Genomic DNA, 15,215 nt, shown 5'->3' with positions numbered 1-15,215 from the left:
AACTTTAAAAATGAAAAATGTATGAAACACTATAAATGGTTTAGCTTATTAGTTATCTGCTCGCTCCTTCTTGGGGCGTGCAGCGACGATGATAAGGATTTTGGAGAACAAGGCGTAATTATAGAAACACCTGTTGTTTCGGAAATAACCTATTCGTCGGCACAGTTGCAGGCTACATTGTCTTCTGCAAAAGGGGTAATATTATCTAAGCGTGGTTTTTGCTATAGTACTAAAGCCAATCCGAATATTTATGATGCAACGGTTGTTGCTACGGGCAATGAATCTTTTACCGCTACACTTACAGGTTTACAAGGAAATACTACCTATTATGTACGCGCCTTTGTAAGTATTTATAACGGGGGAGTAGCTTATTCGTCCGAAATAGAGGTGTTGACTGGCGAAGGCTCTTTAGAAGAACAATTGGCTCAATATAAGGCACCTGCCTATGCAGATAATTATGCAAGTATCGCCGCCTGGGACAGCCGTAGCCAGTGGAATCTGGCCAATGTACATGATCCTTCGGTGGTGTTGGCCAAAGACGGTTATTATTATATGTACCAGACAGACGCTTCATACGGAAATGCGCATGCCGGACATGGACATTTTCATGCCCGCCGTTCCAAAGACCTTGTGTATTGGGAATATCTCGGCGGAACGATGAAAGAACTACCGCAGTGGGTTATTCCTGAATTGAATGAAATCCGTAAAGAGATGGGGTTGGGAGAAACTACCAGTACCAGCGAGAGTGAGTTCGGATATTGGGCGCCTAGTGTACATAAGGTGAATGACGATTTGTATCGCATGTATTACTCGATTATTTGCCCGGGGCTGCTTAACGGCGAAGGTACTTGGGGCGAACGCGCCTTTATCGGTATGATGGAAAACACCGATCCGGCGAATAATGATGGCTGGGTAGACAAAGGATATGTAGTTACCAATGCTTCGGATAAAGGACTTAACTTTAATGTGCGGGCAGACGACTGGGCTAACTGTTACTACAAATGGAACGCTATCGACCCTTCATATATAGTTACTCCTGAGGGAGCACACTGGCTTATCTACGGTTCGTGGCACAGTGGTATTGTAGCTATGGAACTGAATGCGGCAGATGGCATGCCAAAACAAAGTTTGGGCGTTCCGTGGGCAGGTACCAGTGCCCCTGCCGAATACGGACAATTGATATTTACACGTCAGGCCGGAAATCGCTGGCAGGCGAGTGAAGGCCCGGAAGTGGTTTACAATCCCGAAACAGGTTATTATTATCTGTTTGTAGCCTATGATGCATTAGGCGTTCCTTATAATACCCGCGTAGCGCGTTCGAAGAGTATTACAGGACCATATCTAGGCATTGATGGTACGAATGTAACTACGGGCGGAGACATGCTTCCTGTGGTTACTCATCCGTATAAGTTTGCTAACAGCAACGGTTGGGTTGGTATTGCACACTGTGCTATATTTAACGATGGAAGTGGCAACTGGTTCTACTCCTCACAGGGACGTTTACCTGAAAGTGTAGATAATTATATTATGATGGGACATGTCCGCAGTATTCGCTGGACAAAAGACGGGTGGCCTTTAGTTATGCCGGAACGTTATGGGGCTGTACCGCAAGTCGCTATTACTGAAGAAGAATTGGTCGGTAACTGGGAACATATCGATTTGTCATATAGTTACGGAAAACAAAAGGAATCGTCTGTAATGACCTTGACGGCAGAACATACCGTTTCGGAAGGTACATGGAAAGATGCTTCATGGAGCTACGATGCCGATAAACAGGTACTGACAGTGAATGGTGTAGAATTATATCTGCAACGTGAAGTGGATTGGGAAGCCAATCCCAGAACGCATACTATAGTTTATGCTGCTTATGGAGGTAATTTTAAAACTTACTGGGGTAAAAAGACCAAGTAATTCTCAATCTTATGGCAAAACTGCTTTATTGCTAATTAGTAATAAAGCAGTTTTGGCTTTTAAGCATAGCTGATAACCAGATTTGTAAGAAATAATATGTTTTATAACATGTCTAAATAAGTGTATTTGATAACACTTATTTTCTATCTTGCAAGTGTATTTGGTACACTTATATAGTGTTTCAAGGAGATCTAAACTAATCGCTGATATATAAATGAAAACAGAGAAGGAGAAAATGGCTGCCGGAGAGCCTTATTGGGCTCATGGAGAAGAGATGATCGGGCATCGAGCGAAGATAAAGCCGATACTTCACAAGTTGAATGTGACGGAATATTATACCGATAAATTTCAGGAGGTGATAAACGAACTGTGTCCTAATTCGGCAAAAGACCTCCATCTTGAACCTCCTTTCTTCTGTGACTATGGTGAATTTATATATGCCGAAGAGAATGTTTTCATCAACACCGGCGCCGTCATTCTTGATGGTGGAACAGTGAAGATAGGAGCCAATACGTTAATCGCGCCCGGAGTACATATATACACGGCCTGTCATCCACTCGATATTGAAGATCGCAAACAATGGGAAGTATGTAAACCTATAGTTATAGGAAAAGATTGTTGGATAGGCGGACATTCTACTATTTGTCCCGGTGTAACAATCGGTGATCGTTCGGTGATAGGAGCAGGAGCTGTAGTGACTAAAGATATTCCCGCCGACAGTTTGGCTGTAGGCAACCCTGCCAGAGTTATAAAAAAGCTGAATCAATAAATAATAAATTAATTACCATGAAAAAAGTATTAGGGGGATTGTTTTCTCTCTTTATTATCGGATTGTTGGTGTCATGTTCTTCAACGCAAGATGCATTAACTAGTCCTGATGGAAAGATAACTGTAGAATTGAATCAGGATTCTGCAAAAGTGTTGAAATATACCATAAAGAAAGATGGCGTAACTGCAATCGAACCGTCAGTCTTAGGATTGGTAAGAAGCGATGCAGATTTTTCTTCTCTGGAGATTGTAAGTGTCGGGGCTAAACGTAGTGTTCAGGAGACTTATGTTACTCCTGCCGAGAAAAGACAAAGCAATAGCTTTAAGGCAAATGAATGGGATGTGAAAGTGAAAAATCCGGAAGGAAAAGAAATGACTATCACTTTCCATATCGGAGACAATGGTGTTGCTTTCCGCTATGCCTTTGATGAAACATCTACCGATGAAAAGACCATAGAGAAAGAGAATACATCGTTCCGCTTTGCAACAACAACTAAGGCATGGTTGCATCCGCACGACGATGTGAAAAACTGCTGGGCGCAAACATGTCCAAGCTATGAAGATAATTATATTACAGATATTCCTGTAGGAACAGAAGCCCCTAAAAAAGCAGGATGGAGTTTCCCCGCTTTATATAATACGGGCGAAACATGGGTATTGCTTTCCGAAGCCGGATTAGACCCTTCATATTGTGGTACACGCCTGGCTCAACATAGCCCTGAGGGAGAATATTTTATCGAATTTCCGCAACAGGGAGAGACTGTGAAACCTACCGACCCGGTAACTCCAATTTCTAAATTGCCGTTACGTTCACCATGGCGTGTAATTATGCTGGGGCAGTTGAATGACATAATAGAAAGTTCGATGGTAACAGACGTTTCCGAACCAAGTCGCGTGAAAGATGCAAGCTTTGTAAAACCGGGCATTGTAGCATGGAGCTGGGGTGTAGAAAAAGACCCGTCTGTTAATTACGATCGCCAGAAACAATATATCGATTATGCAGCTAAAATGACATGGGAATATGTTCTGGTAGATGGACTTTGGGATACGGTGATTGGTTACGAAAAAATACAAGAGCTTATAGATTATGCTAAGACTAAGAATGTAAAACTTCTTTTGTGGTATAATTCGGCAGGAGATTGGAACACAACGTATCAAACCCCGAAGAATGCATTATTGACAAGAGAGGCTCGCAGAGCCGAATTCGAAAAGGTGAGTAAGATGGGTATTGCCGGTCTTAAAGTTGATTTCTGGCCGGGCGATGGTCCTTCGGCTATCCAGTATTACTATGATATGATGCAGGATGCTGCAGATTATAAACTGATGCTCAACTTCCATGGTACTACTGTGCCTCGTGGCTGGAGCCGCACATTCCCTAACCTGATGACACTGGAGTCTATTAAAGGCTTCGAGTTTATAACTTTCTCTCAGGAAACCGCCGATCTTGCTCCGCAACATTGTGCGACAGCCGTTTTTGCTCGAAATGTAGTTGGCCCTATGGACTTTACTCCTGTTTGCTTTGGAGAGATACCGAATATACAGCGTCGTACATCCAACGGATTCGAAATTGCATTGACTGTTCTTTTCCAATCGGGTATTCAGCATTATGTCGAAATACCTGAAAGTATGGAGAAGCAACCGGATTATGTACAGGAGTATATGAAGAATGTGCCAAGAGCATGGGATGATATAAAGTTTATAGACGGTTTCCCTGCTAAATATGCAGTGTTTGCCCGCAAGGCAGGAGATAAATGGTATATAGCAGGTATTAATGCCGAAACAGCAGTGAAAACATTGGAATTGGATTTGTCGAAACTGAATATCTCAAAAGAAGGAACAATGATTACCGACGGTGACACTAACCGTACTTTCAGTCAAAAACAAGTATCATTGAATAGCGGGAAATTAAACGTCGAAATTCAACCGAATGGTGGGTTTGTAATAGTATTTTAGTAAGCCCCCTATTCCCCCGGAGGGGGACTTTAAGTTATAGAAAAATAAACGAATTAATAATTTTAAAGAAACATATACTCTACCAGGTTCCTCCCCTTTGGGGAGACTAGGAGGGATCCTAATTGTTGAAATATGAAAAAAATGTATAAAGTTTTAGGCCTGGCCTCATTACTGGCTTTCGGTCAGTCGGCTGTAGCACAGCAGACCTATGAATTTACATTAGACACGAAAAAAGTGGGAGCACCTATTCAGTCTACCATGTACGGTCTTTTCTTCGAAGATATAAACTTCGGAGCCGATGGTGGGTTGTATGCGGAGTTGGTGAAGAACAGGTCTTTCGATTTTCCGCAAGAGCTTATGGGCTGGTATACTTTCGGAAAAGTGGAAGTAAGAAAAGATAATCCTCCTTTTGATAAAAATCCGAATTATCTGGTTCTGTCCAACCCCGGACATGCACATAAGCATACAGGGATAGAGAACGAAGGTTTCCGTGGGATGGGCTTTAAGAAAGATGCGACTTATCGTTTCTCAGTATGGGCAAAGAAAGTGAATACGACGGAAGATCAGAAAATTCGTGTCGAATTTATCAACCCTAAAGATGAGGTGATAGGTAGTCAAGAATTGGTTATAAACTCGTCTGATTGGCAAAAGCATCAGGTGATACTAACAGCTAAGGCGACAGAGGAGAAAGGGCGTTTGCGCATATTCTTTACATCTAAGGGTTCAATCGCTATAGATCATGTTTCATTATTTCCTACCGACACGTATAAAGGCCGTGAAAACGGCTTGAGAAAAGATCTGGCTCAAGCGCTGACAGATATTACTCCGGGTATATTCCGTTTTCCGGGTGGATGTATCGTTGAAGGTACGGATCTCGATACTCGCTACGACTGGAAAAAAACTATAGGCCCGGTTGAAAACCGTCCGGTAAATGAAAACCGTTGGCATTATACATTTACTCACCGTTTCTTCCCTGACTATTATCAGAGTTACGGATTGGGCTTCTATGAGTATTTCTTATTGTCGGAAGATATGGGAGCAGAACCGTTGCCTGTATTGAGCTGCGGGCTGGCATGTCAGTTTCAGAACGAAGATCAACATGCACATGTGCCTGTAAGCGATTTAGCACCATACATTCAGGACGCATTAGACCTGATTGAGTTTGCAAACGGCCCTGTAACTTCGACCTGGGGAAAAGTACGCGCCGATATGGGGCATCCCGAACCTTTCAACCTCAAATTTATAGGTATCGGTAATGAGCAATGGGGGGAAGAATATCCTGAACATCTGGCTCCATTCGTGAAAGAAATTCGTGCGAAATATCCTGATATGAAGATAGTAGGCAGTTCAGGCCCTTCAGCTGACGGAAAGCAATTTGATTATCTGTGGCCTGAAATGAAACGTCTTAAAGTGGATTTGGTGGACGAACATTATTATAAAGAACCGGATTGGTTCTATAAAAATGCTGCTCGTTACGATAATTATGACCGTAAAGGCCCGGCTGTATTTGCCGGAGAATACGCATCACATGACCATTCAACAGGGAAGCAGAACAATTTCCTTTCTGCCCTGTCCGAAGCTGCATTTATGACCGGGTTGGAACGCAATGCCGATATTGTACATATGTGTACTTATGCGCCTCTTTTTGCTCATGTGGATGCATGGCAATGGTGTCCGGATATGATCTGGTTTGATAATCTGCGGATGATGAAAACTCCGAACTATTATGTACAACAGATTTATGCACAGAATAAAGGTACAAATACAATGACTTTGTTGTGGCCTGATAAAAAGGCTGTCACTGGTCAGGAAAACCTTTATGCTTCTGCGGTTTATGATAAAGATCAAAACTGCTATGTTGTGAAAGTGGCAAATACAAGTACTGAGGTGAAAAATGTAAAAGTTACGTTGACCGGAACTAAAAAGAATGCGACATTCACAGTTGGTGATTGTATCGTCATAAAGAATAATAACTTGAAAGCGATTAATACTCTCGATACTCCATCGAATATTATTCCCGAGAAAACAACAGCTGTAATCGAAGGAAATATACTGAATATACAGACTCAGGGACAGTCATTCGGTGTATATAAGATAAAACTGTAAATCAATAATCAGATTATTTTGAAAGAATCCGAATATATTCTCTGCTTTGACGGAAAATAATATTTGGATTCTTTTATTTGTACTAAATTTGGGATTGAATATTTTTTTGCAAATTTATCTATATAGAATAGCGATTGTATTTTAGCCTATAGCTGTTAGTTCTTTGAAGTATTGATGGCCCCTCCATTGACTACACTTCGTTCCGTCGAACGTTGTTTCTCCCCGAGGGGAGGCTACAGAGAGGGTAAAAGCTAATTATTAATTTTTCATTCTTAATTATTAATTGCTCTTTGTGTTACCTTTTAACTGTTTATAGTTAACGAGTGTGAAAATAACAAGATAAAAATGGTGAAGATTCTGTCAGATATGTCAGGTTTTAACTAAATATGGTTAATGAATGTGAATATGATAATGAACTGGAATTTGTGTCTTTGTGTGAGAATACTGTTTACTGTAAAGTCACTTATACGATAGCCAACGCTAACGGCTAAAAACTGAAACATGTGTTACCTTTGTTACTTTTTAACAGTTACAAGTTACTGCGCCCTGCGGGCAGTTACAAGTTACGAGGGAAAAAATTATTAATTTTTCATTCTTCATTCTTAATTGTTTTTTGTGTTACCTTTGTTACCTTTTCAATCAGAATTAATTATAATAATCATAAACAATATACCCAATGACCACAACCAATTTATTAAACAGAAGCGCGGACAACATCCGCATCCTATCGGCCTCTATGGTCGAGAAAGCCAAATCGGGCCATCCCGGAGGCGCCATGGGCGGCGCTGATTTTATCAATGTGCTTTTTTCTGAATTTCTGGTCTATGACCCGAAGAATCCTCAGTGGGAAGGCCGCGACCGTTTCTTCTTAGATCCGGGACATATGTCTCCGATGCTGTACTCCACCCTAGCCCTAGCCGGTAAGTTCAGTATGGAAGACCTTCAGGGCTTCCGCCAGTGGGGCAGCGTAACACCGGGCCATCCCGAAAGAGACATCCTGCGTGGTATCGAGAACACTTCCGGCCCGCTCGGACAAGGGCATACCTTTGCCGTGGGAGCAGCCATCGCCGCCAAGTTCCTCAAACAACGCTTCGGTGACTGCATGGATCAGACCATCTATGCCTTTATCTCCGACGGAGGCGTACAGGAAGAGATCTCACAGGGAGCAGGCCGTACGGCAGGCCACCTCGGACTCGACAACCTGATCATGTTCTACGACTCCAACGGTATCCAGCTGTCTACCAAGACCCGCGAAGTGACCGAAGAAGACGTAGCCGCCAAATATACAGCATGGGGTTGGCGTGTGATTACCATTACAGGCAACGACGCCACCGAGATCCGTGCCGCCCTGACAGAAGCCAAACAGGAAAAAGAACGCCCTACCCTGATTATCGGTAAGACCATCATGGGAAAAGGAGCAGTCAAAGCAGACGGCAGCAGCTTCGAAGACGAAACAGAAACACACGGACAACCGTTAAGCGCAGCGGGAGCCTCTTACGAGAAGACCATCGAAAACTTAGGTGGAGATCCGACAAATCCGTTCGTTATCTTCCCCGAAGTCAAAGAACTCTACGAAAAACGTGCTGCCGAACTGGCAGAGATCGTAGCCAAGAAATATGCGGCCAAAGAAGCCTGGGCAAAACAAAACCCGGAGCTGGCACAAAAGATGCAGCAGTGGTTCGACGGCTATGTACCACAAATAGACTGGGCAGCCATCGAACAGAAGCCGAACCAGGCCACCCGTGCCGCCTCAGCTACCGTACTGGGAGTATTGGCCAAACAGGTAGAGAATATGATCGTATCCTCAGCCGACCTGTCCAACTCGGACAAGACCGATGGTTTCCTCAAGCATACCCACAGCATGAAGAAAGGCGATTTCTCGGGAGCCTTCCTGCAGGCAGGCGTATCGGAGCTTACCATGGCTTGCCTGTGTATCGGTATGACCCTGCACGGAGGAGTCACGGCAGCCTGCGCCACCTTCTTTGTATTCTCCGACTATATGAAACCTGCCATCCGCCTTGCGGCGCTGATGGAACTACCCGTTAAGTTTATCTGGACACACGATGCCTTCCGTGTCGGTGAAGACGGTCCTACCCACGAACCGGTGGAACAGGAAGCCCAGATACGCCTGATGGAGAAGTTGCAGAACCACCACGGTCACAACTCGATGCTTGTTCTCCGTCCTGCCGACGTACAGGAAGCTACCGTAGCATGGAAGATGGCCATGGAAAACAAGACCACTCCGACAGGCCTTATCTTCTCACGGCAGAACATCAACGACCTGCCTGCTAAGGCAAGCCGCTATACAGAAGCCTTACAGGCTGAAAAAGGAGCTTACATAGTAGAAGAAGACGAGGACTACGATGTTATCCTGTTGGCTTCGGGTTCGGAAGTCTCAACCCTTGTAGACGGGGCTAAGCTGCTGAAAGCAGACGGCATCAAGACACGTATCGTATCGGTACCATCCGAAGGGCTGTTCCGTGCACAAAGCGAAGCCTACCAGCAAAGCGTACTTCCGGCGGACAAGCGGAAGTTCGGCCTTACAGCAGGCCTTCCTGTTACCCTTCAGGGTCTTGTAGGCGATATAGGTAAGATCTGGGGTATGAACTCCTTCGGATTCTCCGCCCCTTATAAGGTACTGGACGAGAAGCTTGGCTTTACTCCTGAGAATGTATATAATCAGGTGAAGGAATATCTGAAATGACAGTTAACAGTTAGCAGTTAGCTGTAAACAGTCATCAGTTAACAATAAAATAATCAGAATAAACAGTTGCAGGTTGTGGAATGAAGCAGCCTGCAACTTATCATTCATCAATCATAACTCATAACTATCCCATGAGCTTATTTCCCATCCCCTCAAAACCCATCGGATTGGCCAGTGACCATGCCGGCTACCCGATGAAAGAATATATCATCAGCCTGTTTAAGGAACAGGGCATCCCTTATACCGACTTGGGTACCTATGGAACGGAGAGTGTCGATTATCCCGACTTCGGCCATAAGCTGGGAGAGGCTATCGACAGCGGAGACTGCGACAAGGGCATTGCCATCTGCGGTACGGGCAACGGTATCAACATGGCATTGAACCATCACAGGCATGTAAGAAGTGCCCTTTGCTGGAACGTGGAGATCGCCAAACTGGTAAGATTACATAACGATGCCAATGTGCTGACTCTGCCGGGCAGGTTTATCACAGAGAAAGAAGCATATGATATGATAGAAGTCTTCTTCAATACCGACTTTGAAGGGGGGAGACATCAGGGCAGGATTGATAAGGTTAATTGCTGAAGAAAGAAAGGACCGGATTATTGACAATCCAGCCTTTTCTTATTGTATATTGATTGTTAATTTTTGACCGATAGTGAGGAGAGGTACATGTATATATTATTTCCAGCCTTCTTTTGTCTGTTTCACCATCTGGATGGTACCATCCTCGTTATAGTATAGTTTATCAACACAGATAGAACGTAACCAATCGTTGAACTCACCATTTTTTAGAGATAGTGAACTATCGTGGTAGAACGAATACCATTGCCCTTTGTATTCTACTATCGATCCGTGATTTGTATAGCTGTTTGTAGGTTCCATATATATACCCTGATGTTTCCACGGGCCAAGTGGACTGTTGCTGGTTGCATAACGCATCCTATTATCACCTTTCACTCCGTCGTTCCAGTTGTCATCGTGGTTGTCTGAATAAGACAGATAGTAAATGCCATTGCGTTTGTGTACCCATGCTGCTTCGTGAAAGTCGTAAAGACCTTCCATAATTTGCAGCTTGCCATCTACTTCCATCATATTGTCTTTGAGTTTACCACCGAAGCAAGTGCCTCCACCTCCTTGGTAGATATACGCTTGTCCATCATCGTCGATAAATACATTTGGATCGATATGTGATTCCATGCCCTTTACATATCCTTGTACTACAAAGTCTTTCGCAGGGTACTTACTTGTGGCCACACCGATTTTCCAGCTTTTGCTCCAGTCCGATTCGCTCGGATGCGGGAAGTAGAAGTAGTATGTCCCGTCTTTATATACACAATCGGGTGCCCACATAAAACCACCCTCAGGTCTGCCCCAAGGCACTTGGCTGGAGCGAAGTATCTCACCATGGTCTGTCCAGTTTATCATATCGTCAGTGGAAAATACATGATATTGGTCCATCAGGTCGCAGCCTCTTGGTGGTGCTATATCGTGCGAAGCATAGACATACAATCGTCCGTCTGCCCATACACGGGCCGAAGGATCAGCGGTGTACATGTGCTGTATGAACGGATTTTCCTGACCGGAGATGTTCGTCGACAATAGTGCAAATACGAGAATACACAAGGTAAAAAGAGTTCTTTTCATTTTTCTTAGCTTAGTTATATTATTATTTATATGTTGCTTTGAGTACAAAATCTACTATTGGAGAAGGATTTGGGAAGCTATGCGGATGATGTTTGAATCCGTGTTTCATCATTACGGTAATATCACCGCCCAATGCTTTTATCTTATCTTCGAATGTTATCGTTTGGGTAGGAGAGACTGCTTCATCCTGATCGGCACAGAGTATAAGTATAGGATATTTCCCTTTTACTATTTCCTTTACCTTATCTGTAGGGCTACCTTTGAAGTTGCGGATATCATCCTTCGTTTTCAGGCCGTATGCGGCCATAAAATCCCTTGTCATTTCTCCTAAGTCCCCATCTCTGTCGGCCAGATAGCGGCAATCGAGCAAAGGATTATCGACATACACACAACTTACTTTGTCGGGATTGGCGGCTGCCCAGCAGAATGAGTACATAGCACCACGGCTCATACCTTCCATCGTACTCTTCTTGGATAATCCCGCTTTGGTAAGCAGCTTGTAGAAGTCCGACCATATAGATAATGCTTCCTTATTCCCCATCAACTCAGCCACATCGCAATAAACCAGATGGTATCCTCTTTCGAGTAATGCGATATCTGTCTGAGGTTCGTGTGCCCAGAAGCGGGTGCGCCAAATCCAGGGTTTGCCCGGTGCGGCTTCTTTGGGTTTTACCACTTTACATTCTCTTCCTCTAACTTTAAAGTCTGCACAGATATATCCTTTGAAATCGCTGATAGAATATGGCTCTTTTATATTTTCAAGTATATCAAAAGCTTTATCCCTTTTTAGTACAACTTGTTCATACAATCTTTTGGCTATTATGGCTGATCCTTCATCTTCCGGGTGTATATTATCCGGCATCAGGTCTTTTCTATTGATAAGCAATGAATGCATATCCAATACTTCGATATTTTCTTCATAGGCAGCCTGTTGAAGTCGGGGGATTATTCTGTCTATCAGTACCGGATCCCATATTTGAGTCGTATCCGGCTCAAATGAAACGAAAGGCAACATCAATATCACACGCGGATCAGACGGCAGATTTTTGAAAGACCTGATCATATCTATACAATCATCTTTCATTTCGTTCAAATATATCCTGTTCTGTAATTTTGCATCATTTCCGCCTAAATCGATGAATACAATATCAGGATTGCTTTTAAGGGCTTGTCTGTATTGCTCCGTATCCCAATATGGAAAATCTCCTTTGCGCAACATTGTACGGCTGCCAATACCGAAATTGAGAACCTCATATTCATTTCCGAGCAGACTTCCTAATTGTGCAGGATATGAATCTTTCTTAGGGTCGGTGGTGCGGGCACCTTCGGTGATACTGGCACCTATAAATGCAACTCTTTTTTGTGCATGAGTAGAAACCGTTATCAATAAACAGAATAAGAGACAGATAAAGTGCTTCATTTTGTAACAGTTATTGTTTGAGTCAAATGAATGTTCTTAGATGAACTTCCTACCATTATTTCAAATTCTCCGGGTTCTACTACGCGTTTCATCTCAGCATTTATCAAAGACAAATGTTCTGGGGTTAAAACCAATTTTACAACCTTGTTTTCTCCAGCTTTAAGGAATACATTGGCAAAGCCTTTTAGTAACTTCACAGGAGTAGCTACACTGCTCACCTTATCGTTAATATATAGCTGTACTACTTCTGAGCCATCTACATTTCCTGTATTTCTCAGGTTGATAGTAACAGTGATATTATCAGTCGTTCCCGGATTTTCGGGTTGTATGCTTAGAGCCGAGTAGGTGAAATTGGTATAGCTGAGCCCATAACCGAATTCGTACAGCGGGTCACCGTTTCCGTCCACATACCTACGGCTGGCCGATGGCTTCTTCGAATAGTAGATAGGTAGTGTACCCTGTTCTTTAGGGAAGCTAACCGACAATTTTCCCGAAGGATTATAATCTCCCCACAATACGTCAGCAATGGCGTCTCCTCCCGCTTCGCCCGGATACCATGCCTGAAGAAGAGCGTTTGAATTTGCAGCTATTTCTGTAAGTACTAGCGGGCGGCCTGTAAGCATAACGGTTATTACAGGTTTGTTGGTTTGTTTGGCAGTTTTAATAATATCCAGATCTGCCTGATGTGGGTACAGGTTTTGCCTGTCACGGCTTTCTCCCACTTCGCTATCGGTTTCTCCGATTACCACAATAGTGACATCGGAAGCAGCCGATGCTTGTGCAACATCTTTGAACAACGAAGATGAAGTAATCTGTGTCATTCTCCATCTAAGGTTTACAAAAGCAATATCCTCCAACTCGGCATATTCCAATCGTATAGACACCGGCTGCCCGGCTGTCATATTTATTTTCTTGTTGATGGTTTGCTTTACTTTATCGGTGCCCCAGCAGTCGATAAACAGTTCATTGTTCAGATAAACACGTGCATAATCATCCGCATTCAGGTAGAACTCATATTCGCCTGTTACAGGTGCTGTAATATAACCGCTCCAACGTACCGAAAAGTTGTCTGAATTTACTCCCGGCGCAGGGCTCAGGTTGTGCCAGTATACAGACAGATTATCATTGACGGAACTATAAACAGGATTACCACTGAACTCAATATTGTTAAAGAATTCTGTATCCAGACCATTCTTATCTGTAGTTGATTTTGGCGTTAAAGCGCTGGGTGGTATATTAGAGAAACGCTCGGATATATCGCTGTTTACGAAATTGATCTTTACATCGTCTCCAAATCTTTTTTTCAGGGCCTGATATACTGTTACAGCTTTTGCCCCGGCCGGAGAATAACCTCCTAATGAAGATACATTGGCTAAGTTGCCTACGAGTGCTACCGATTTTATATTTTTCTTTAGAGGGAGCATATTCTCTCTGTTTTCCAGTAATACAATTGATTTTCGGGCGGCTTCAAGAGCCAGTTTTTGATGTTCTTCGCTATGAAATACTTTCGCTATTAACGATTCATCCGTATATGGATTATCAAAAAGTCCAAGTTCGAATTTTACCCTCAATATACTTCCTACTGCCCTGTCCAGATCTTTTTCAGCTAGTTTTCCGTCTTTTACAGCCTGTACAACTGTATTCTGAAATACATCGTGAGGATAATCATAAAACTGCATGTCCAACCCGGCAGATAGCGCATTTATAATAGCTTCTTCTCCCGACGCGGCAGTATGGTGGTCTTTGTATTGCTTGGCTATGGCGCCTAAGTCTGATACGACGAATCCGTCGAATTTCCATTCGTCACGCAATATGGTTTTTAGCAGCCACGGGTCGGCAATAGCCGGCACACCATCCCTTTCGTGATAGGCAGCCATAATCCCTTTTGCCTTAGCTTCGGTAACGGCTTTTTCGAATACATAGAGATGAGTGGAACGGGCTTCACGTTCCCCGATAAAGACCGGTGACGTATTTACTCCCCCTTCGGGAATACCGTGTATGGCAAAGTGTTTCGGCTCGGCTACTACTGTATTATTATCTTTCAGGCTGTTTCCCTGCATTCCTTTTATCAGACTGACAGCGTAACGTGACGAGAGGTAGGGGTCTTCCCCGAATGTTTCTTCGGTACGTCCCCATCTGATATCGCGTGCCAGATCGAGATTAGGTCCCAAAACGAAATGAACGCCATGTGCCCGGGCCTCTGCGGCAATAGCTTTTCCTATATTATTCACTAGTATCGTGTCCCATGTGGATGAATTGCCTATCGGGGTAGGGAATGTAGTTGCTCCCTCACCTTGATAACCGTGTAATGCTTCTTCTATGAAGATTACCGGAATGCCTAAGCGGGAATTTTCAATTGCGCGTTTTTGCACTGCGTTGGCTATCGCTGCTGTTTTAGGATAGAAATCATGTATAGACCCGATGCACATGGAATCGATAAAATAGGCGGTCTCCTTTTCTTTAAGTTTATCAGGACCATCCAATATATCATTGGCTGAAAGCATATCGAGCTGTGCAGCTTTTTCTTCCAATGTCATTCGGGAGAGCAGGTCGTTTACTCTGTCTTCTACAGATGCATTTGGATCTTTGTAACGTGGCGTGTCTGAACATCCTGCACAGAGGAATAACGAAAATAGTGCGACACAGATGTAATTCATCTTTTTCATGGATATAATTTTAATTAAGGATATTTAGTCGGTTTTTCTTA

The 15,215-nt window shown here is 43.5% G+C and carries 9 protein-coding genes; 6 read left to right on the top strand and 3 right to left on the bottom strand.

Annotated features, from left to right (window positions below; all coding sequences use genetic code 11):
* The first annotated feature begins 21 nt into the window (after nt 1–21).
* From QZL88_RS07735 to QZL88_RS07710, 6 genes are all read left to right on the top strand, one after another.
* Nucleotides 22–1,911 carry an arabinan endo-1,5-alpha-L-arabinosidase gene (locus QZL88_RS07735; protein ID WP_296939842.1) on the top strand — a complete coding sequence of 630 codons (1,890 nt, stop codon included), beginning with the start codon at nt 22–24 and terminating at the stop codon, nt 1,909–1,911.
* 214 nt (nt 1,912–2,125) lie between these two features.
* Nucleotides 2,126–2,680, top strand: coding sequence for a sugar O-acetyltransferase (locus QZL88_RS07730; RefSeq protein WP_296939840.1), 555 nt, complete (start codon nt 2,126–2,128; stop codon nt 2,678–2,680).
* Nucleotides 2,681–2,697: 17 nt separating this feature from the next.
* Nucleotides 2,698–4,632, top strand: coding sequence for a glycoside hydrolase family 97 protein (locus QZL88_RS07725; RefSeq protein ID WP_296939836.1), 1,935 nt, complete (start codon nt 2,698–2,700; stop codon nt 4,630–4,632).
* A 141-nt stretch (nt 4,633–4,773) separates the two neighbouring features.
* Nucleotides 4,774–6,738, top strand: a complete 1,965-nt coding sequence (locus QZL88_RS07720) for an alpha-L-arabinofuranosidase C-terminal domain-containing protein (protein ID WP_296945040.1) — start codon at nt 4,774–4,776, stop codon at nt 6,736–6,738.
* A 676-nt stretch (nt 6,739–7,414) separates the two neighbouring features.
* Complete coding sequence (locus QZL88_RS07715) at nt 7,415–9,442, top strand: transketolase (protein WP_296938709.1); 2,028 nt, start codon at nt 7,415–7,417, stop codon at nt 9,440–9,442.
* A 131-nt stretch (nt 9,443–9,573) separates the two neighbouring features.
* Entirely contained in the window at nt 9,574–10,026 is a 453-nt protein-coding gene (locus tag QZL88_RS07710; RefSeq protein ID WP_296939834.1) for an RpiB/LacA/LacB family sugar-phosphate isomerase, read from the top strand.
* Between the two features lie 96 nt (nt 10,027–10,122).
* On the opposite strand, the gene QZL88_RS07705 is transcribed toward QZL88_RS07710, so the two are convergent.
* Genes QZL88_RS07705 through QZL88_RS07695 form a run of 3 tightly spaced genes read right to left on the bottom strand, consistent with a single transcriptional unit; the run spans nt 10,123 to nt 15,174 of the window.
* Nucleotides 10,123–11,088: a family 43 glycosylhydrolase gene (locus QZL88_RS07705; RefSeq protein WP_296939833.1), complete on the bottom strand. Its 966-nt coding sequence runs from the start codon at nt 11,086–11,088 to the stop codon at nt 10,123–10,125.
* A 22-nt stretch (nt 11,089–11,110) separates the two neighbouring features.
* Nucleotides 11,111–12,508: a GDSL-type esterase/lipase family protein gene (locus QZL88_RS07700; protein WP_296939831.1), complete on the bottom strand. Its 1,398-nt coding sequence runs from the start codon at nt 12,506–12,508 to the stop codon at nt 11,111–11,113.
* On the bottom strand, nt 12,505–15,174 hold the full coding sequence (locus QZL88_RS07695) for a beta-glucosidase (protein ID WP_296939829.1): 2,670 nt from the start codon (nt 15,172–15,174) through the stop codon (nt 12,505–12,507). Before QZL88_RS07695 ends, QZL88_RS07700 begins: the two co-directional genes overlap by 4 nt.
* Between the last annotated feature and the right edge of the window lie 41 nt (nt 15,175–15,215).

Source organism: uncultured Dysgonomonas sp., assembly GCF_900079725.1.
Classification (GTDB): Bacteria; Bacteroidota; Bacteroidia; order Bacteroidales; family Dysgonomonadaceae; genus Dysgonomonas.
This window is presented reverse-complemented; position numbering and strand designations above follow the sequence as displayed.

Bases quoted from the DNA above. Each gene is read 5' to 3' on its own strand.
- QZL88_RS07735 (WP_296939842.1), top strand. From the start codon at position 22: ATGAAACACTATAAATGGTTTAGCTTATTAGTTATCTGCTCGCTCCTT.
- QZL88_RS07730 (WP_296939840.1), top strand. From the start codon at position 2,126: ATGAAAACAGAGAAGGAGAAAATGGCTGCCGGAGAGCCTTATTGGGCT.
- QZL88_RS07725 (WP_296939836.1), top strand. From the start codon at position 2,698: ATGAAAAAAGTATTAGGGGGATTGTTTTCTCTCTTTATTATCGGATTG.
- QZL88_RS07720 (WP_296945040.1), top strand. From the start codon at position 4,774: ATGTATAAAGTTTTAGGCCTGGCCTCATTACTGGCTTTCGGTCAGTCG.
- QZL88_RS07715 (WP_296938709.1), top strand. From the start codon at position 7,415: ATGACCACAACCAATTTATTAAACAGAAGCGCGGACAACATCCGCATC.
- QZL88_RS07710 (WP_296939834.1), top strand. From the start codon at position 9,574: ATGAGCTTATTTCCCATCCCCTCAAAACCCATCGGATTGGCCAGTGAC.
- QZL88_RS07705 (WP_296939833.1), bottom strand. From the start codon at position 11,088: ATGAAAAGAACTCTTTTTACCTTGTGTATTCTCGTATTTGCACTATTG.
- QZL88_RS07700 (WP_296939831.1), bottom strand. From the start codon at position 12,508: ATGAAGCACTTTATCTGTCTCTTATTCTGTTTATTGATAACGGTTTCT.
- QZL88_RS07695 (WP_296939829.1), bottom strand. From the start codon at position 15,174: ATGAAAAAGATGAATTACATCTGTGTCGCACTATTTTCGTTATTCCTC.